Here is a 19684-nt window from a genome sequence, read left to right on the forward strand (position 1 = left end):
AGACTGGCGCGCCGTTTCCTATTCTTGCCGTTAATTACATCTGTCATAAGAGAGTGACTCATGGATCGTATAATTACATCTTCACGCGACCGCACATCGCTACTCAGTACCCATAAGGTGCTGCGCAATACCTATTTCATGCTTAGCCTGACGCTGGCATTTTCAGCGATCACCGCCACCGCCAGCACCGTGCTGATGCTGCCGTCTCCGGGGCTGATCCTGACGCTGGTGGGGATGTATGGTCTGATGTTCCTGACCTACAAAACCGCTGACAAACCGGTCGGTATTCTGTCTGCGTTTGCCTTCACCGGCTTCCTGGGCTATATCCTGGGGCCGATGCTGAATGCCTATCTGTCTGCCGGTATGGGTGACCTTATCGGTATGGCGCTGGGCGGTACCGCACTGGTGTTCTTCTGCTGCTCGGCCTACGTGCTGACCACCCGTAAGGACATGTCCTTCCTCGGCGGTATGCTGATGGCGGGTGTCGTGGTGGTGCTGGTGGGTATGGTGGCGAACATCTTCCTGCAGCTGCCTGCCCTGCATCTGGCGATCAGCGCCGTGTTTATTCTGATTTCTTCAGGTGCCATCCTGTTTGAAACCAGCAACATCATTCGCGGCGGTGAGACGAACTATATTCGCGCTACCGTGAGCCTGTATGTGTCGCTGTACAATATCTTCGTCAGCCTGCTGAGCATCCTGGGCTTCGCCAGCCGCGATTAAAGCCACAGCAATGTAAATCTGGCCCCGCTTATGCGGGGCTTTGTTTTTTGGTACACTGCTGCGGTTTTTGACTGATGCGTGAATGATTATGTTGAGTTTTGAAGGCAAAGAGATCGAGACCGATAACGACGGTTATCTTAAAGAGAGTGGCCAGTGGAGTGAAGCGCTGGCAGCGGTGATTGCGGAGAAAGAGGGTATCGTCCTCTCCCCCGAACACTGGGAAGTGGTGCGCTTCGTGCGCGAGTTCTATCTCGAATTCAACACCTCTCCGGCCATCCGCATGCTGGTCAAAGCCATGGCCAATAAGTTCGGTGAAGAGAAAGGCAACAGCCGCTATCTCTATCGCCTGTTTCCAAAAGGCCCGGCAAAACAGGCAACAAAGATTGCTGGCCTGCCAAAGCCGGTGAAGTGCATTTAATAGCGAATACCGAAGTTAACGTACTCCCGACCGGGTTGATGCGGTTCCGTTAAGACCTTATCAACCCGCGCGCTGCGCGGCCCGCCCGCTTTCAGCCACGCCACCAGCTTGTCGACCTGCTCCGCTTCGCCGCAGGCGACCACCTCAACGCTGCCGTCGTCCATGTTGCGCGCGTATCCCGTTAGCCCAAGCTGAACGGCCTCGCGCTGGGTGCTGTATCGGAACCCGACGCCCTGAACGACGCCGTGAACCCAGGCAATGGTGCAGACTTTAGACATTCTTCTTCTCCTTAACGTAGCGTTTTCGGTAAACAGCCGTAGTGTTGCCGAAAACGGGCGGTGAAACGAGAGCTGGACAGATAACCACATTGTAATGCGATTTCGCCGATCGGTAATCGGGTTGACTGTAGCTGTGACAGCGCAACGGCCATCCTCACCTCCTCCACAATCTGGCGAAAACTCTGAGACTCCTCGCGTAACCGCCTGCGCAGCGTCGGTACGCTTACTGCGAGACGGCTGGCGACGTCCTGCGCGGTCCAGGCTCTGGCGGGCGACAGCATAATAAACTGCCGCACCTGCTCGGTCAGGTTATTGCTTCGCTCGATAAGCAGCGGGCCTGCCACGCCGTCATGCAGCAAGGCCAGCAACAGACCGAAGGCCTGATGTTTTTGCAGCGCCTCCGGTAACTCCTGACGCACGGCGTGCAGCAGGTTATCCCACATAAACGCAAGCCCTTCACTCAGCGGAGCACAGAGCGAATGCAGCGCCGTGCGCGGCCAGGATTTCAGGTAATGCGCTTTAAACTCGGCAACAATTTCCGGCGATAACATCAGCAAGTCCGAGTGAAACAGACCATTTGCAGGCTGATTAATGATCTCCATCGCCGTATTGGCAGGAATAATGATGAGCTCATCCCGGGTTGCCACCAGGCGGTTGTCGTCCTGCACAATCACCTTACTGCCGTGAGTGATATGGCAAATCGCCGGAAAAAAGAGCTTAACCTGGTGCAGGCGATGCATTTTGCTGGCACTCACTTCACCCGCCGTGAGATGTTTATGTCGAAAATGGAACTCCTGCACCCCGCCATCCTTATCTGCTGTAGGTTGCCGTTAACTGAACCTTTGCCAGAACGTGACTATTGAGCATAAAGCCGACCAGCGCGCCGCTGGCATTTTTGTCGACGGGCAGCTTATCCACGTCCAGCGCCCAGACGGTCATCTGATAACGGTGAGGCTTATCGCCTGCGGGCGGACATGCGCCGCCGAATCCAGAATAACCGAAATCATTACGCCCCTGCACGGCGCCAGCAGGTAATTTTTCTCCATTGGGGTTACCGGCGTCAGCGGGCAGCGTCATTGTCTTCGCGGGAATGTTGGCTACTGTCCAGTGCCACCAGCCGCTGCCGGTAGGCGCATCCGGGTCATAGACCGTGACGGCAAAACTTTTCGTACCCGCGGGCGGATTTGTCCACGCCAGCCGCGGTGAGGTATTCCCACCGTGGCAGCCAAATCCCTCAAACACCTGCGGTGACGCTAACCGCCGTTCACCGGAAATATCCCGGCTGGTCATGCTGAAAGACGGTGCTGCGAAAGCCTGAAAACTCATTGCCGTCAGAGCGGCTATTGTGATGACGCTGCGCTTTTTCATGGGTATTTCCTCTGCTGAACCGGAAGCCCTAAGATAAAGCACGCAACCATGCCCTAATGTGCCTAAGCGATTTGATTTTGTGCCGAAACGCTCAACGGCATCCGCAGATGATTGCGCCTTGCTGAATGTGCTAATCTACGCGCCATTTCCATGCAATCGACAGAACAGCAAATTATGAGTGTACGTTTAGTGTTAGCCAAAGGGCGCGAGAAGTCATTGCTGCGCCGCCATCCCTGGGTCTTTTCCGGCGCGGTTGCGCGTATGGAAGGTAAAGCCAACCTCGGTGAAACCATCGATATCGTTGACCATCAGGGGAAATGGTTAGCGCGCGGCGCATACTCGCCAGCATCGCAGATCCGCGCGCGCGTCTGGACGTTCGATAAAGATGAAACCATCGACATCGACTTCTTCGTGCGTCGTCTGCAGCAGGCTCAGCAGTGGCGTGAGTGGCTGGCAAAACGCGACGGGCTGGACAGCTACCGCCTGATTGCCGGTGAGTCCGACGGCCTGCCGGGCGTGACCATCGATCGCTTCGGTAACTTTATGGTGCTACAGCTCCTGAGCGCCGGAGCGGAATACCAGCGTGCCGCGCTGATTAGCGCGCTGCAAACGCTGTTCCCACAGTGCGCCATTTACGACCGCAGCGATGTGGCGGTGCGTAAAAAAGAAGGCATGGAGCTGACGCAAGGGCCAGTTACCGGTGAATTACCGCCAGCCCTGCTGCCTATCGAAGAACACGGCATGAAGCTGCTGGTGGATATTCAGGGCGGCCACAAAACAGGTTACTACCTCGACCAGCGCGATAGCCGTCTGGCAACCCGTCAGTACGTGGCGAACAAGCGCGTGCTGAACTGCTTCTCCTACACGGGCGGTTTTGCCGTTTCGGCGCTGATGGGCGGCTGTGCTCAGGTGGTGAGCGTGGACACCTCGCAGGAAGCGCTGGACGTGGCAAAACAGAACGTTGAGCTAAACAAGCTGGACCTGAGCAAAGCGGAGTTTGTGCGTGATGACGTCTTCAAGCTGCTGCGTAAATATCGCGACCAGGGCGAGAAGTTCGACGTCATCGTGATGGATCCACCCAAGTTTGTGGAAAACAAAAGCCAGCTGATGGGTGCCTGCCGTGGATACAAAGATATCAACATGCTGGCTATCCAGCTGCTGAACCCGGGCGGCGTGCTGCTGACCTTCTCCTGCTCCGGCCTGATGACCACAGATTTATTTCAGAAAATCATCGCCGATGCCGCAATAGATGCTGGTCGTGATGTACAATTTATAGAGCAGTTCCGTCAGGCGGCCGATCATCCGGTGATCGCTACCTACCCGGAAGGGCTGTATCTGAAAGGGTTTGCCTGTCGCGTCATGTAACTTGAAAAGAGAAATATTGCCCTCACATCGTGTGTAAGTAATGTTTCCCGGGAGGTGACTATGATTGCCAGCAAATTCGGTATCGGCCAGCAGGTCCGCCACACCTTGCTTGGGTATTTGGGTGTGGTCGTGGATATCGACCCGGAGTATTCCCTTGACGAACCCTCAGCCGACGAGCTGGCGGTTAATGCAGAGCTTCGTGCCGCGCCCTGGTACCACGTGGTGATGGAAGGTGACGACGGGCAACCCGTTCACACCTATCTCGCTGAGGCGCAGTTAAGCAGCGAACTGCAGGATGAACATCCGGAGCAACCCACGATGGATGAATTAGCGCAGACTATCCGCAAGCAGTTGCAGGCGCCGCGCCTGCGCAACTGAGCGTGTAAAAAAAGCCCGGTAATCGGGCCTTTTTTTTACTTCGCCAGCCCCAGCCGGGGGATTTCAATCGCCGGGCATCTGTCCATAACCACCTGTAAACCCGCCTCGCGCGCCAGCACGGCAGCCTGTTCGTTGATGACGCCCAACTGCATCCACAGCATTTTCGCACCAATGGCAATCGCCTCCTGCGCGACGCCCCATGCCGCTTCGGAATTACGGAACACATCCACCATGTCCACTTTTTCCGGTACATCGTTAAGCGTGGCGTAGCCCTGCTGGCCTAATAACGTCTTTCCCGCCACTTTCGGCGAAACGGGGATCACGTGATAGCCCTGATCGAGAAGGTATTTCATCACGCGATAGCTTGGGCGATCCGGTTTATCGCTGGCACCCACCAGCGCAATAGTGCGCGTGGATGTCAAAATCTCGGCAATATCATTCTCTTTCATGCTTTTTCTCCAGGCTTTTTACAAAGTGTACGCCAAAGCGCACATCTCAACCATCCATCCCATACAGATGTATGAGGGCAAAACGGTGATTTATGTCTATATGTTAGTAAACGTGATTATCGAAAAATTTTGATACATTCTTGCGGGTATAATTTTCAACTGGAGTCACCTATGAAAACCGGCATTGTCTCTGCTGTGATTGCGTTAGTGATGCCGGTTTGCGTTTTTGCAACCACGCTTCGGCTCTCGACTGATATTGACCTGCTGGTGCTGGACGGAAAAAAAGTCTCCAGTTCATTATTGCGCGGCGCAGAGAGCATCGAACTGGATAACGGGCCGCACCAGCTGGTGTTTCGGGTAGAAAAAACGATCGGTCTTGCGAACCATGAACAACGGATGTACATCTCTCCCCCACTGATTGTCAGCTTTAATACCCAGCGGGTCAGTCAGGTAAATATTACCCTGCCGCGGCTTGAGAGCGAAAAAGAGTCCGTCGCTTTCGACGCCGCGCCGCGCGTTGAGCTGCTGGATGGGGATTCGATGCCGATCCCGGTGAAGCTTGATATTCTGGCGCTAACCACCTCGCCAAAAGGCACGGACTACGAGGCCGCAACCGAGTCTTATAACAAAGCGGGCAAACGCGCCTCTCTTCCGCAGTTTGCCACCATGATGGCCGACGACAGTACGCTGTTATCCGGTGTTTCAGAGCTGGATGTTATTCCGCCTCAGTCCCAGACGCTGACGGAGCAACGCCTGAAATTCTGGTTTCAGCAGGCCGATCCCGATACGCGCGCCCGCTTTTTACAGTGGGCAAAACAACAACCTTCGTCGTAAGCCACATTTTTTACGCCTTTCTCTTGCAGCATCAGGCGGTTCCCGTCATCGTGTAGTCAGTTAACCTGATGGATATGATTATGGAACTGACAACACGCACGCTCCCGGAACGCAAACACATTGCTCTGGTTGCGCACGATCACTGTAAACAAATGCTGCTTAACTGGGTTCGCCGCCATCAGTCATTGCTGGAAAAGCACGCCCTCTCCGCGACCGGCACCACCGGTAACCTGATCCAGCGCGAAACGGGTCTGGAGGTGAACGCCATGCTGAGCGGCCCGATGGGCGGGGATCAGCAGGTCGGCGCGCAGATTTCGGAAGGGAAAATTGATGTGCTGATCTTCTTCTGGGATCCGCTGAATGCGGTTCCACACGACCCGGACGTGAAAGCCCTGCTGCGCCTGGCGACGGTGTGGAACATCCCGGTGGCAACGAACCTGTCGACGGCGGATTTCATCATCGAATCGCCGCAGTTTAATTCGCCGGTTGATATCCTGATCCCGGACTATCAGCGCTATCTTTCCGAGAGACTGAAGTAGCTTTTTTGCCGGGTGGCGGCTGCGCCTTACCCGGCCTACAAAATCTTGCCGGGCATCGCTATGGTTTACGCGCCACCGGCACATCAATACTCTTCAGAATATCGACAAACACGGATGGCTCCTCTTTATTGAACAACAGCCATACGCGATGACGCGCGCGGGTTATCGCCACATACAGCAGACGTCGCTCTTCTGCATCCGGGAAATCTTCCGGCACCGGCAGCAGGGCCTCTTCCATCACCGACTCACGGGCCGGGGCCGGGAAACCGTCGCTGCCCTCTTTAAGCCCCACCACAATGACATAATCCGCCTGCTGCCCTTTGCTGGCATGAATTGTCATAAATTCAAGCTGCAGTTTCGGCCAACGTGTAGCGGCCTTTTCCAGCGCGGCCGGTTTGAGGTGATGATAGCGCGCCAGCACCAGAATGCGTTCGTCGGGTTTCGCGTAGCCGCTCAGTTTATCCAGTAGCGGCTCAAGCTGATCTTCTGCTAACAGGGTGACCGCTTTTTTATCCCCCGGCGTCAGGCTGTTGAGCGGTTTGGTCAGCTGGTGCGGGTTCTGCTGGATAAAGCGGTTGGCTATTTCGCCAATGCGCGCATTGAAGCGGTAGGTGGTGTCCAGATCGCTGCGATCGCCTTCGCCAAAATAGTGGTGAAACGCTGTCGTCAGTGAAAGCTGCGCCCCGCTAAAGCGATAGATGGCCTGCCAGTCATCCCCCACCGCAAACAGCGACGTATGTTTGTTCTGCGCCCGCAGCGCCGAGAGCAGTGCGGCACGCTGCGGAGAGATATCCTGAAACTCATCCACCAGTATGTGCTTCCACGGGCTGACGAAACGCCCCTTCTCTAAAATGATAATGGCCTGATGGATAAGCCCGGAGAAATCGACGGCGTTCTCCTCTTTCAGTGCCGTTTTCCAGGCTTTTAGCATCGGAGCCATCAGCTTCACGCGCTTTGAAAACACCGCGCGGATCGCCTCCGGGGCACTTTCAATCATCTCGGCCTGCGAACCGCCGTGCATGCGCATCAGGCTGACCCAACGATCGAGACGCGAGCCGAGCCGACGTGCCAGCTTGTCATCCTGCCAGAAACTGCCTTCCGGCACCGCCCAGTTCAGCTCTTCCTCCAGCCACTGACGCCAGCCTTTTGCCTGTGCTTTTTTCTCACTGCACTGCTGCCGCCACGTTTCAATGAACAGCGCCTGGCGCGTCTGCGTGTCGTTTTCCAGCTTACTGATGGACGGGACTTTCTTGCTGCCCTGCTGAATGATATGCAATGCAAGCGCATGAAACGTTCTGGCCGAGATATCCTGGGTATGCAGTCTCGCCTGGATACGTTCGTCCATCTCCTGTGCGGCTTTGCGGCCAAATGCCAGCAGCAGAATCTGGTCTGCAACGGCCTCGCCCGTGGTCAGAAGCCAGCCTGCGCGAGCCACCAGCACCGAGGTTTTACCGCTCCCGGCTCCCGCCAGCAACAGCAGAGATTGTTCACCGTTGACCACCGCACGCGCCTGCGCAGGGTTAAGCGGCGATGACTCAACCGTGCTGAAGAAATCAGCGTATTGGGTGAGCATGGCATCGGTCCAGGCCTGGTTATGCGCAAGGCGACTTTTATCAATATCGCTCAGCCATGCCTGGCACTTCCGCCATGCATCGCGGCAATTATCAAACTCATTGAGACGCGCCACGGGGAACGGCAACGCAGTCAGCGCCTGTTTTATTTTTTGCTGCAGTCCCGCCGTTTGCTGGCGCGTGAGCCATTTATGTTGGGCATCGCTCTGCGCGATTTCATCCAGTACCTGTTGCAAAACCTGGGCGGCAATCACGCTCATATCCTGGCTCCACTGCTGCCAGAGCGTGTTCAGATGGTAATGAAAACGCTGGGTTTCCCCCCACTCGGTGCCGTGAAGGCGCACCACTTTATCGGCAGGCAAAACGAACTCCAGCTCGCCCCACACCAGCCCACGTTTACAGTGGATCGCCAACATTTGATTGAAGGGAATGAGATATTCGTGGCGTTCCCCGGAGACTTTCACTCCCGCGTTAAGGAGCACAACCTTGTCGTAAGGGTGTTGAGCCAAGCGTTTGCCCATTGACGTTGCTTTCAGTTCCATATCCAGCCGGATCCACGAAAAGATAATTTGCCTGATAGTTTAACTGCCAGTTTTAAGGTGCTCCAGCCTAAAAAAACGTTACAATCAGTGGGCGTTAATTTTATCGAAAGGAAGTGAGGGTTTATGCGTACCGTTCTGAATGTGTTGAATTTTGTGCTGGGCGGTTTTGCCACCACCCTTTCCTGGCTTTTTGCCACTCTGGTCAGCATCGTGCTTATCTTTACCCTGCCGCTGACGCGCTCCTGCTGGGAAATCACCAAACTCTCCTTTATTCCCTACGGTAATGAGGCTGTCCACGTCGATGAGCTGAACCCGGAAGGTAAAAACGCGCTGATGAATACCGGCGGCACCGTGCTGAATATTCTGTGGCTGATTTTCTTTGGCTGGTGGCTGTGCCTGATGCACATTTTTGCCGGTATCGCCCAGTGCGTGACGATTATTGGCATTCCTGTTGGGATCGCGAACTTTAAAATTGCCGTCATTGCCCTGTGGCCGGTTGGACGTAGGGTCGTCCCGGTTGAGGTGGCGCAAGCCGCGCGTGAGGCCAATGCTCGCCGTCGTTTTCAGTAATAAGGACTGGCCGCGCTCATGCTAAGCCCACTGCTTCGCCGTTATACCTGGAACAGCATCTGGCTTTATAACGTCAGAATTTTTATCGCCCTCTGTGGCACCGTTGCTCTGCCGTGGTGGCTGAATGACGTTAAGCTCACGATTCCGCTCACGTTAGGGGTGGTTGCGGGGGCGCTTGCGGACCTCGATGACCGTCTGGCCGGGCGTCTGCGCAACCTGGTTATCACTCTTGTCTGTTTCTTTATTGCGTCCGCGTCTGTCGAGCTGCTCTTCCCGTGGCCCTGGCTGTTTGCCTTAGGCCTTACGCTCTCCACCAGCGGCTTTATTCTGCTCGGCGGGCTTGGACAGCGTTATGCCACCATCGCATTTGGCGCGCTGCTGATTGCTATTTACACCATGCTGGGTGTGTCCCTGTACGATCAGTGGTACCAGCAACCCGTGCTGCTATTGCTGGGGGCCATCTGGTATAACCTGCTGACGTTAACCGGGCACCTCATCTTCCCGGTGCGCCCTCTGCAGGATAACCTTGCCCGCAGCTATGAACAGCTGGCTCATTATCTGGAGCTGAAATCCCGGCTGTTTGACCCGGATATCGAAGAGGAAAGCCAGGCCCCTCTTTACGATCTGGCGCTGGCAAACGGCCAACTGGTCGCCACGCTGAACCAGACCAAAGCCTCCCTTCTGACCCGCCTGCGCGGAGACCGCGGCCAACGCGGGACGCGAAGAACGCTTCACTACTACTTTGCCGCGCAGGACATCCATGAGCGCGCCAGCTCTTCACACGTTCAGTATGCCGCCCTGCGTGAAACGTTCCGCTACAGCGACGTAATGTTCCGCTTCCAGCGGTTACTTTCAATGCAGTCTCAGGCGTGTCAGCAGCTAGCGCGTTCAATTTTGCTGCGGACGCCCTATCAGCATGACCCGCGGTTTGAGCGCGCGTTTAGCCATCTTGATGCGGCAATCGACCGCGTGCAGGCCAGTGGAACCGCACCGGAACATATAAAAGCGCTGGGGTTTTTGCTTAATAACCTGCGGGCAATCGATGCTCAGCTGGCGACCATTGAATCCGAACAGGCGATGGCCATGCCGGGCAACGATGCCGATAATCAGCTTGCTGATGACAGCGTGCATAGCGTTAGCGACATGTGGCTGCGGCTGAGCCGCAATTTTACGCCGGAATCTGCCCTGTTTCGTCACGCGGTGAGAATGTCACTGGTGCTGTGCGTGGGTTACGCGTTTATTCAAATAACCGGTTTACACCACGGCTACTGGATCCTGCTCACCAGCCTGTTTGTCTGCCAGCCCAACTATAACGCCACCCGCCACCGCCTGGCGTTACGTATTATTGGAACGCTGGTAGGCGTCGCCATTGGTCTGCCGGTGCTCTATTTCGTGCCGTCCATCGAGGGCCAACTGGTGCTGATCGTCATTACCGGCGTGCTGTTCTTCGCCTTCCGTAATGTGCAATACGCCCACGCGACGATGTTCATCACGCTGCTGGTTTTACTGTGCTTTAACCTGCTGGGAGAAGGGTTTGAAGTTGCCCTGCCCCGCGTGATCGACACGCTCATTGGCTGCGCTATCGCCTGGGCGGCGGTGAGTTTCATCTGGCCCGACTGGCGTTTTCGTAATTTGCCGCGGGTGTTAGACAGGGCGATGAATGCAAACTGCCGGTACCTTGATGCGATCCTGGAGCAATACCACCAGGGGCGCGATAACCGCCTTGCTTATCGCATTGCCCGGCGCGATGCGCATAACAGCGATGCCGAACTGGCGTCGGTGGTCTCGAACATGTCCACGGAACCGCGCGCCACCGCGGAAATTCGTGAAACCGCTTTTCGTCTGCTGTGTCTGAATCATACGTTCACTAGCTATATTTCTACGCTGGGCGCACACCGTGAGAAACTGACCAACCCGGGCATTCTTGCCTTACTGGATGATGCTGTCTGCTACGTCGATGATGCCCTACATCATCGGCCAGCCGATGAGCCGCGCGTTCAACAATCGCTGGATGAACTGGCCCAACGTATTGCCCACCTTGATCCGGGTGCCGACAACAAAGCACCGCTGGTCCTGCAGCAAATCGGCCTGCTGATTGCCCTGCTGCCGGAAATCTGCCGGCTGCAGCAGCAGATCGCTACCTTGAGGAATGATGCTCCTGACTCTCGGGCAGCGCATTAAACCACTCTGTCAGCTCCCGGCGAATGTCGGCCGGGAGCGCCGCTTCATGTAGCCCTTCGATGGCACCTTCCAGCGCGAACAGCACCTTTATACTTAAGGCCTTGTTTTTGGATCTCATCTTTAACCAGCATTTCCTGGCGCCCAGTTCCCGTAAGGTTTCCTCATTAGTGATGCCTGCTTCTAAAAGCAGCACCTCAAGTTGAAAGGTCAGGTTCGGAAGATCTTTTAGCCGGTTGCGCTGATGGCGCTGGCAGCGCTCTTTCCTTGCCGCGTCGAGAGCAAAGGAGGAAAGCTGGAGCAATTTGTCCCTGTCCTGCCACAGCCCGTCGTCCACCCGATAGTAATTAAGCAGGACGGGACGGCCTCGTTTCATTAGCGTCAGAAACGAAGAGGCGTTTTTTACACAATACCTGGCACTCTCTTCACAGGCCCGAAGGTAAAGCTCTCCTTCAGACACCATCGCGAACACCGCGTTATCCACCGCCAGAGTGTACCCACCAAATAGCGCCCGATGATGAATTTCGCCTAACGGTGAGAGGTATTCCTGCGATTTATAAATCCGCTCATAAGATATCTTTTTCATGATAATTCCATTAAAAATCAATTATTAACAACGATATTTCTCACTAACGGATCCGTTAGCAGGAAAATAGGCAACTTATTGCTGGAGGGCAAGATGATTTTTTATGGCGCACCAAGAATGGGTGAAATTTGCGAGTCTCTTTCCGAAAATGAGGTTGATCTTTATGCATACAGGGGTTACTGTATATCCATACAGTAACCACAGGGCTGGAATGAATATGTACACTTCAGGCTATGCAAATCGCTCAACATCTCTCTCTTCTACCGCTGGCAATGTCGCGCAGAAATCCGTCGGGCGTGATTCTACAGGGCTTATCAGTGAAGTGGTTTACCGTGAAGACCAGCCTCTGTTGACGCAACTCTTATTACTGCCGCTGTTGCAACAGCTTGGTCAGCAATCACGCTGGCAGCTTTGGCTGACGCCACAGCAAAAATTAAGCCGCGAGTGGGTTCTGTCTGCGGGCCTGCCGCTGGCGAAAGTGATGCAGATTAACCAACTCTCACCCTGCGATACGGTAGATTCAATGATTCGGGCCTTACGTACAGGGAATTACAGTGTGGTGATCGGATGGCTGCCTGAGGAACTCTCGGAAGAGGAACACCTGAGACTGACGGAAGCAGCGGAAGAAGGTCACGCGATGGGGTTTATTATGCGACCGGTTCGTGCAGATTCTTATCGCAGAGGACAACATTCCGGGCTAAAAATTCACTCAAATTTGTATCATTGAGTGAAATTAAGATTTTTCCTGGAATTTTTTTCGACCATAAGATGCAGAAATAGTTCAACGCGTCAAATCTTCGGCAAGGCTTGTCTGGAGCGGTTCTCGTTAATTTAGCTGCACAATTTTCGTTCAAAAAATGTTAAATATTAGGTATACGGAACTTTTTTTTTCATATGCCTGACAGACTTCACACTTGTAAGTTTTCATCTACGTTGTAGACTTTACATCGCCAGGGGTGCTCGGCCTAAGCCGAAGATATCGGTAGATTTATATTTGACCACGCCCCCCGGTGAAGGATTTAACCGTGATTTCTCTGCAGAGATCTTCATGGCAAATTTTGGATGATAACGAGGCGCAAAAAATGAAAAAGACAGCTATCGCGATTGCAGTGGCACTGGCTGGCTTCGCTACCGTAGCGCAGGCCGCTCCGAAAGATAATACCTGGTATGCAGGTGGTAAACTGGGCTGGTCTCAGTTCCATGACACCGGCTGGTACAACAGCAGCCTGAACAACGATGGCCCGACTCACGAGAGCCAGCTGGGTGCAGGCGCGTTCGGTGGCTATCAGGTTAACCCGTATGTTGGTTTTGAAATGGGTTACGACTGGTTAGGTCGTATGCCATACAAAGGCGACAACATCAATGGCGCTTTCAAAGCTCAAGGCGTACAGCTGACCGCTAAACTGGGTTACCCAGTAACTGACGATCTGGACGTGTACACCCGTCTGGGCGGCATGGTATGGCGTGCAGACTCCAGCAACAACCGTGCTGGCGACGACCATGACACCGGTGTTTCCCCAGTATTCGCTGGTGGCGTTGAGTGGGCTATGACCCGTGACATCGCTACCCGTCTGGAATACCAGTGGGTTAACAACATTGGTGACGGTGCTACCGTTGGCGTTCGTCCAGACAACGGCATGCTGAGCGTTGGTGTTTCCTACCGTTTCGGTCAGCAGGAAGATGCTGCACCAATCGTAGCTCCAGCTCCGGCTCCAGCTCCAGAAGTACAGACCAAGCACTTCACTCTGAAGTCTGACGTTCTGTTCAACTTCAACAAAGCTACCCTGAAACCAGAAGGTCAGCAGGCACTGGATCAGCTGTACACCCAGCTGAGCAACCTGGATCCTAAAGATGGTTCTGTAGTGGTTCTGGGCTTCACCGACCGTATCGGTTCTGACGCTTACAACCAGAAACTGTCTGAGAAACGTGCTCAGTCTGTAGTTGATTACCTGGTATCTAAAGGTATCCCAGCTAACAAGATCTCCCCACGTGGTATGGGCGAATCTAACCCAGTGACCGGTTCTACCTGTGACAACGTGAAAGCTCGCGCTGCACTGATCGACTGCCTGGCACCAGATCGTCGCGTTGAGATCGAAGTTAAAGGTATCAAAGACGTTGTAACTCAGCCTGCGGCATAAGTTATCGTCTTATAAAAAAACCCCGCCATGCGGGGTTTTTTATTGTCTGAAGAAAAGTAAGAAACTACTTTTTACCCAGCAGAGCCTGAAGGTCGTTCTTCAGCGTCGACATCTGGCTGGCATACTTCTCTTTGTGCTCGGCATCTTCAATCAGTTGTACTACGGTCTCTGACAGCGTTTTTCCTCGCCGTTGCGCTAGCCCCGCCAGACGCTGCCAGACCATAAACTCCAGGTCAATTGATTTTTTACGGGTGTGCTGATGCTCGGCATTAAAATGCCGTTTTCGCCGCGCGCGGATAGTTTGCTTCATCCGGTTTAACAGGGCGGGATTAATATGCTTCTCAATCCAGCTATTCACCTGTACCGGTTCATTTTCGAGGGTCAGCAAAATATCCACGGCTTCTTGCGCAGCGCTGGCTTCGATGTAGCAGGTGATCAACTCCCCTTCACGGTGCTTTTTGACCAAGTACTTCCATTTCCAGCCGCTTTCGAGATTTTCCAGTTGTTGATATTTCATTGCGATCTCAGTGTTACCATGTAACTCTGTTCAGAATATCAGTTTTTTGGCAATCTGCTGAAAAGAAATCATATCCTGTGAAACATCGCTTGAGATTCACTCACTGAAATCCCCAATCCTGCTTGGGAAGAGCCCCCCGCTTACGGTATACTCCACGGTTTTACATCTGACTAAAAAACATCAACTTTGACCATTACGAAACTAGCATGGCGTGACCTGGTTCCGGATACCGAGAGCTATCAGGAACTGTTTGCACAGCCAGGCCTCGCACAAGAACACGAATTCATACTTAGCGATACACAACCGCGTTTGCATTACGCGCTGGAGCAGGTGTTAAGCCCATGGGCGACATCTCCCTTCATGCTGCTCAAAGCCCCGGAAGAAGCCGAGTATTTGACGCTTCTGGGTGATGCCATGCGCGAGCTGAAACCGGAAGCGAATGCTGTTTTCGGCGGCGAGTATCGTATCACAGGGCATAATGTCACTTTCGCCCCCGCTACGCAGGCTGATGACCGTTTTGCAGCGCAGGGCGAAGTGGTTACCGCTAACTGGGTCGAAGCAGAACAACTGTTTGGTTGTCTTCGTCAGTTTAACGGTGAGCTCTCCCTGCAGCCAGGGCTGGTGCATCGCGCAAATGGCGGCGTACTTATTATTTCCCTGCGCACCCTGATGTCGCAACCGCTGCTGTGGATGCGTCTGAAAACGATCGTCAGCCAGCAGCGCTTCGACTGGGTAGGCTATGACGAGTCTCGCCCTCTGCCTGTATCCATCCCGTCCATGCCGCTCTCTCTAACCGTCGTGCTGACGGGGGATCGTGAGTCTCTGGCCGACTTCCAGGAAATGGAGCCAGAACTGGCGGATCAGGCGATTTACAGCGAATACGAAGACAACATTCAAATTGCCGATGCGGATGATATGGCGCAGTGGTGCCAGTGGGTGATGGCCGTTGCTGAACGTTTTGCGCTGCCAACCCCTGCGGCTGACGCATGGCCGGGCTTAATCCGCGAAGCGGTTCGCTACACCGGCGACCAGGAAACCCTGCCGCTTTGCCCACTCTGGATCGGCAAACAGCTGCGTGAAGTGGGTGCGATCGGCGGCGAAGGCGCGTTTACAGGCGAACAATTGTCCCAGATGCTTGCTCAGCGTGAGTGGCGCGAAGGCTATCTTGCCGACCGCATGCAGGATGAAATCCTGCTGGAACAGATTCTGGTCGAGACCGAAGGCGAACGAATCGGTCAGATTAACGCCTTGTCCGTGATCGAGTTCCCCGGCCATCCCCGTGCGTTCGGCGAGCCCTCCCGTATCAGCTGTGTTGTTCACATTGGCGACGGTGAATTTACGGATATTGAGCGGAAAGCGGAGCTGGGTGGCAACATTCATGCTAAAGGCATGATGATCATGCAGGCTTTCCTGATGTCCGAGCTGCAGCTTGAGCAGCAGATCCCCTTCTCTGCGTCCCTGACGTTCGAGCAGTCCTACAGTGAAGTCGACGGCGATAGCGCCTCAATGGCCGAGCTGTGCGCCTTGATCAGCGCCCTGGCGGAAGTCCCGATTAATCAGAACATCGCCATTACGGGTTCCGTGGATCAGTTTGGCCGCGCCCAGCCGGTCGGTGGTCTGAACGAGAAAATCGAAGGCTTCTTCTCTATTTGTCAGCAGCGTGGGTTAAACGGCAAACAGGGCGTTATTATCCCTGCGCCAAACGCGCGCCATTTGAGCCTGAGTCAGGCACTGCTTGATGCGGTGGAACAGGAACAATTCACCCTGTGGGCCATCGAAGGCATTGAGGATGCACTACCCTTACTGACAAACCTGGTATGGGATGGCGAGGGTCAAACCACGCTGATGCAGACCATTCAGGAGCGCATTGCTCAGGCAACACAGCCGGATGCTCGTCATCGTTATCCCTGGCCGTTACGCTGGTTAAGTTGGTTTAGTTCAAACTGATCGGACTTGTTCAGCGTACACGTGTTAGCTATCCTGCGTCCTTCACTAAAATAAGGCTTACTGAGAACATGGTAGATAAACGCGAATCCTATACAAAAGAAGACCTTCTTGCCTCTGGTCGTGGTGAACTGTTTGGCGCTAAAGGCCCACAGTTACCGGCCCCAAGCATGCTGATGATGGACCGTGTCGTGAAAATGACCGAAACCGGCGGTAACTTCGATAAGGGTTACGTAGAAGCAGAACTCGATATCAACCCGGACCTGTGGTTCTTCGGTTGCCACTTTATTGGCGATCCGGTAATGCCTGGCTGCCTGGGCCTCGACGCGATGTGGCAGCTGGTTGGCTTCTATCTGGGCTGGCTCGGCGGTGAAGGCAAAGGCCGCGCGCTGGGCGTGGGTGAAGTGAAATTCACTGGTCAGGTACTGCCTACCGCGAAGAAAGTGACCTACCGTATCCACTTCAAGCGCATCGTTAACCGTCGTCTGATCATGGGCCTGGCGGATGGTGAAGTGCTGGTAGATGGTCGTCTGATTTATACCGCGAACGATCTGAAAGTGGGTCTGTTCCAGGATACCTCTGCTTTCTAAGCCCGACTTTTAGCTGCTTCAGAAAGGCGAAACCTCCGCTCTGCGGAGGTTTCTTTTTTAAAGAGACGCTATCAAGCAAGTACTGCCCTGTCTCCGATGGCTTCTCGCCAGCCCCCTAACCATTGAGACCTTTGGTTCAAAGTCTGATAGGGACACATTTCTTTAGAACGTCCGGCGATGCCAGCCTGATAACCACGTTGATGAGCCCTTTCCAGGCGATCTCGTTTCTGTCTCTTCATGCCTCGTTTCCCTCATTCTTTTGTCTGGTGGAAAGAAAACAGTGATTGCAAAGTGTGCAAGCACAGATAACGAATAACCCGAATTAGCCTCAGCGTCAACGTTCAAAATTCATACGGGTGTCATAATTGTGAGCTAAGCAGAAGATCATTTGTACAAAAAATGTGATGCAGCACAAGTAACAACCTGAAGCCAAAACGAAAAAAAAGCCGCAATCAGCGGGGATCTGACGGCGGCTTTTGTCGATGAATTTTACTTATGGCAGTCTGGAAATCTCTCTGGCGATACTCGCAGACTCCTGCGCCCAACCCTGGGCCAGCACTTTCACCATCTCATCATATCCATCTTTTTGCTGCTTCATTTCCAGATGGAAAGGACGCTTAATCAGCTGTCCCTGATGATTCAGCAGCCATTCTCCACTCACCACAACGACGCCATCATAGCGTCCGTGGAAACCCGTCACGGTGACGTTAAGCGTGTCCTGGTCGCTTCCCAGCGGCTGTGACGCTACAACCCAGCCAGGAAGCTGGCTGCCGAGATTCGCCACCAGCGTATTGCGCAACTGCTGATCCAGCGGGCTGGCCCACAGGTTATTGTTGGCAATAACGTACTGAACATCGCTGGTTTGATACACCACGCCGTTGCCAGCCAGATAATCCGGCACCGCAACCTGCTCTACCCATAACAGACGGTTGCCCTGCGAGGCGGTGCTTTGTGCGCTCGCCTGGGTCGTCAGCGGTAACTGATAGTAGCTTTTGTTATCACTACCTGAGCTACAGGCCGTTAATACCATCGCTCCTGCAATCGCTAGCCATTTTTTCATTGTTTTGCCCTCTTCGGCTCAGGATCCTTTTTATCTTTCGCTTCGAACACCAGTGCGTTGCTCTTCTCATTGAGCGTTTTCAGCACAGGCTGCAGTTCACGTAAGACCTGATCAAGACGTTGCATATCGGCCACCATCTTATTGTACGCCGCTGAACCCGGCTGGAAGCCCTGCATGCTACGGTTGAGTTCACGCAACGTTTTCTGCATATCCTGCGGCAGCTGCTGCATGGACTGGCTTGCCGTGATCTTATTAATGTTATCCAGCGTCGTTTGCAGACGTTGCATCGTCGCCTGACTTTGATGTAACGAACCGGTCGCGGCTTCCAGCATCGGATTAAGCGGCAGATTGTTAATCTTATCGAGCGTATCCATCAAACGCTGCTGGATTTGCGCCAGACCGCTGCTGACCGTTGGGATAATTTTATAGCCCCCGAATTCACGAATACCGGTAATCGCTGGCGCTTTAGGATAGAAGTCCATATCCACATACAGCGCGCCGGTGACCAGGTTTCCGGTTTTCAGCGAGCCGCGCAGGCCGCGTTCCATCAGCTGGCTGATATGGGTGGCAATATCCTGATTTTCGCCAATCTGGTTAAGCAGACGCTCCGGCTCAATGCGGATCAGCACCGGAATACGGTAATCGTCATCCAGCATCTGCTGAAGACCCGGCACGAAGAACGGAACCTGTCCAACCGTCCCGAGTCGAATGCCGCGGAACTCGACCGGTGCCCCCGGCTGAAGACCACGAACCGAGTCCTTAAAGAACATCAGGAAATCAACGTGATCGGTATAGAGCGCATCCTGAATACTTTTTTGATCGTCAAAGAGCCTGAACGCCGTTTTCTCTGCAACCGGCTGGCCCAAATCCTGCCCTTCCGGCACGTCAAAGCTGACGCCGCCGCCAAACAGCGTGGTCAGGGAGCCCATTTCAACGCGCATACCCGCCGAGGTCAGATCTACCGCGATCCCGCTGTCTTTCCAGAAGCGGACGTTGCTGGTGACCAGACGATCGTTTGGCGCATTGATGAAGAGCTGATAGCTAATGGTGCGTTTTTGCGCGTCAAACGTACTGGTTTCAACTGAACCCACGCGATAGCCGCGGAACAGCACGGGATCGCCAGGCGAGAGCTGGCCCGCTTTTTTACTGTCCAGGATCACGCGAATGCCTTTCGCATCCGGTGGCGCAAGCGGCGGAGAGTCCAGCAGCTCGTATTGACCCGGCTGGCTCCCTTTTTTACCCGGCTGCAGCTCAATGTAGGCGCCGGACAGCAGCGTCCCCAACCCGCTGATCCCTTCACGTCCTACCTGCGGTTTAACCACCCAGAAAACCGAGTCGCCATGCAGCAATTTTTCCATACCGGAATTTAAACGCGCCTTGATTTCAACGTGCGTCAAATCATCCGTCAGGGTTGCACTTTCAACCACCCCCACATCCACACTGCGGCTTTTGATGGTGGTTTTGCCCCCCTCAATACCTTCTGCATTGGTGGTGATAAGCGTGACTTCCGGTCCCTGATGGCTGTAATGATAAAACAGGATCCATGCACCGATCAGCGCGGTTACGATGGGGAAAATCCACACCGGAGACCAGTTCTTGACCTTCTGCACTTTCGCCTCTCCACTCTTATTTTCCATGC

22 protein-coding genes are annotated in these 19684 nt (G+C 54.2%); 12 read left to right on the plus strand and 10 right to left on the minus strand.

Annotated features, from left to right (window positions below; genetic code table 11):
• The first annotated feature begins 60 nt into the window (after positions 1-60).
• Both yccA and tusE read left to right on the plus strand, forming a co-directional pair.
• Positions 61-720, plus strand: coding sequence for an FtsH protease modulator YccA (gene yccA, locus KK102_RS04840; protein ID WP_023335168.1), 660 nt, complete (start codon positions 61-63; stop codon positions 718-720).
• An 88-nt stretch (positions 721-808) separates the two neighbouring features.
• Positions 809-1138: a sulfurtransferase TusE gene (gene tusE / locus KK102_RS04845; RefSeq protein WP_010429378.1), complete on the plus strand. Its 330-nt coding sequence runs from the start codon at positions 809-811 to the stop codon at positions 1136-1138.
• Here tusE and yccX read toward each other — a convergent pair.
• From yccX to KK102_RS04860, 3 genes are read right to left on the minus strand one after another with little or no spacing between them, the layout of a single operon-like run.
• Positions 1135-1416: an acylphosphatase gene (yccX, locus tag KK102_RS04850; protein WP_023617863.1), complete on the minus strand. Its 282-nt coding sequence runs from the start codon at positions 1414-1416 to the stop codon at positions 1135-1137. The genes tusE and yccX overlap by 4 nt on opposite strands.
• Positions 1417-1427: 11 nt before the next feature.
• Positions 1428-2216, minus strand: coding sequence for an AraC family transcriptional regulator (locus tag KK102_RS04855; RefSeq protein ID WP_216357079.1), 789 nt, complete (start codon positions 2214-2216; stop codon positions 1428-1430).
• Between the two features lie 10 nt (positions 2217-2226).
• A complete protein-coding gene (locus KK102_RS04860) occupies positions 2227-2784 on the minus strand; it encodes a kinase inhibitor (protein ID WP_126543624.1) in 558 nt (185 codons plus the stop codon).
• A gap of 174 nt (positions 2785-2958) precedes the next feature.
• Here KK102_RS04860 and rlmI point away from each other — a divergent pair, with 174 nt between their 5' ends.
• Both rlmI and hspQ read left to right on the plus strand, forming a co-directional pair.
• Positions 2959-4149, plus strand: coding sequence for a 23S rRNA (cytosine(1962)-C(5))-methyltransferase RlmI (rlmI, locus tag KK102_RS04865; RefSeq protein WP_216357080.1), 1191 nt, complete (start codon positions 2959-2961; stop codon positions 4147-4149).
• A 60-nt stretch (positions 4150-4209) separates the two neighbouring features.
• Positions 4210-4527: a heat shock protein HspQ gene (gene hspQ / locus KK102_RS04870; protein WP_013097248.1), complete on the plus strand. Its 318-nt coding sequence runs from the start codon at positions 4210-4212 to the stop codon at positions 4525-4527.
• Positions 4528-4562: 35 nt separating this feature from the next.
• On the opposite strand, the gene KK102_RS04875 is transcribed toward hspQ, so the two are convergent.
• The gene (locus KK102_RS04875) at positions 4563-4976 is read right to left on the minus strand and encodes a CoA-binding protein (protein ID WP_216357081.1); all 414 of its coding nucleotides are present in this window, start codon (positions 4974-4976) and stop codon (positions 4563-4565) included.
• Between the two features lie 171 nt (positions 4977-5147).
• Between KK102_RS04875 and csgI the strand changes: the two genes are divergently transcribed.
• Both csgI and mgsA read left to right on the plus strand, forming a co-directional pair.
• Positions 5148-5810 carry a curli synthesis inhibitor gene (csgI, locus tag KK102_RS04880; RefSeq protein WP_174339306.1) on the plus strand — a complete coding sequence of 221 codons (663 nt, stop codon included), beginning with the start codon at positions 5148-5150 and terminating at the stop codon, positions 5808-5810.
• Between the two features lie 80 nt (positions 5811-5890).
• Complete coding sequence (gene mgsA / locus KK102_RS04885) at positions 5891-6349, plus strand: methylglyoxal synthase (RefSeq protein ID WP_008499922.1); 459 nt, start codon at positions 5891-5893, stop codon at positions 6347-6349.
• 58 nt (positions 6350-6407) lie between these two features.
• Here the strand turns inward: mgsA and helD are convergent, their stop codons facing one another.
• Complete coding sequence (gene helD, locus KK102_RS04890) at positions 6408-8462, minus strand: DNA helicase IV (RefSeq protein ID WP_216357082.1); 2055 nt, start codon at positions 8460-8462, stop codon at positions 6408-6410.
• A 123-nt stretch (positions 8463-8585) separates the two neighbouring features.
• Here helD and KK102_RS04895 point away from each other — a divergent pair, with 123 nt between their 5' ends.
• Positions 8586-9032, plus strand: coding sequence for a YccF domain-containing protein (locus KK102_RS04895; protein WP_100165146.1), 447 nt, complete (start codon positions 8586-8588; stop codon positions 9030-9032).
• 18 nt (positions 9033-9050) lie between these two features.
• Positions 9051-11213, plus strand: coding sequence for a YccS family putative transporter (gene yccS, locus KK102_RS04900; RefSeq protein WP_089598375.1), 2163 nt, complete (start codon positions 9051-9053; stop codon positions 11211-11213).
• Here yccS and KK102_RS04905 read toward each other — a convergent pair.
• Positions 11170-11796: a TfoX/Sxy family DNA transformation protein gene (locus KK102_RS04905; protein ID WP_042719042.1), complete on the minus strand. Its 627-nt coding sequence runs from the start codon at positions 11794-11796 to the stop codon at positions 11170-11172. The genes yccS and KK102_RS04905 overlap by 44 nt on opposite strands.
• Positions 11797-12013: 217 nt before the next feature.
• Here KK102_RS04905 and sulA point away from each other — a divergent pair, with 217 nt between their 5' ends.
• Positions 12014-12523 (plus strand): SOS-induced cell division inhibitor SulA, encoded by a 510-nt coding sequence (gene sulA / locus KK102_RS04910; RefSeq protein ID WP_126543864.1) that lies wholly within the window; start codon positions 12014-12016, stop codon positions 12521-12523.
• Positions 12524-12878: 355 nt separating this feature from the next.
• A complete protein-coding gene (gene ompA, locus KK102_RS04915) occupies positions 12879-13934 on the plus strand; it encodes a porin OmpA (protein WP_126543620.1) in 1056 nt (351 codons plus the stop codon).
• Positions 13935-13998: 64 nt separating this feature from the next.
• Here ompA and matP read toward each other — a convergent pair whose 3' ends face one another.
• On the minus strand, positions 13999-14451 hold the full coding sequence (gene matP / locus KK102_RS04920) for a macrodomain Ter protein MatP (RefSeq protein WP_010429344.1): 453 nt from the start codon (positions 14449-14451) through the stop codon (positions 13999-14001).
• A gap of 186 nt (positions 14452-14637) precedes the next feature.
• Between matP and KK102_RS04925 the strand changes: the two genes are divergently transcribed.
• A complete protein-coding gene (locus tag KK102_RS04925) occupies positions 14638-16398 on the plus strand; it encodes an AAA family ATPase (protein WP_216357083.1) in 1761 nt (586 codons plus the stop codon).
• A 68-nt stretch (positions 16399-16466) separates the two neighbouring features.
• Complete coding sequence (gene fabA / locus KK102_RS04930) at positions 16467-16985, plus strand: bifunctional 3-hydroxydecanoyl-ACP dehydratase/trans-2-decenoyl-ACP isomerase (protein WP_010429339.1); 519 nt, start codon at positions 16467-16469, stop codon at positions 16983-16985.
• Positions 16986-17056: 71 nt separating this feature from the next.
• Here fabA and rmf read toward each other — a convergent pair whose 3' ends face one another.
• From rmf to pqiB, 3 genes are all read right to left on the minus strand, one after another.
• Positions 17057-17224 (minus strand): ribosome modulation factor, encoded by a 168-nt coding sequence (rmf, locus tag KK102_RS04935; RefSeq protein ID WP_010429337.1) that lies wholly within the window; start codon positions 17222-17224, stop codon positions 17057-17059.
• A gap of 254 nt (positions 17225-17478) precedes the next feature.
• Positions 17479-18045, minus strand: coding sequence for a membrane integrity-associated transporter subunit PqiC (gene pqiC, locus KK102_RS04940; protein WP_126543618.1), 567 nt, complete (start codon positions 18043-18045; stop codon positions 17479-17481).
• The gene (gene pqiB / locus KK102_RS04945) at positions 18042-19682 is read right to left on the minus strand and encodes an intermembrane transport protein PqiB (RefSeq protein ID WP_089598371.1); all 1641 of its coding nucleotides are present in this window, start codon (positions 19680-19682) and stop codon (positions 18042-18044) included. Before pqiB ends, pqiC begins: the two co-directional genes overlap by 4 nt.
• Between the last annotated feature and the right edge of the window lie 2 nt (positions 19683-19684).

It is taken from the genome of Enterobacter quasimori (assembly GCF_018597345.1).
GTDB classification, from domain to species: Bacteria; Pseudomonadota; Gammaproteobacteria; order Enterobacterales; family Enterobacteriaceae; genus Enterobacter; species Enterobacter mori.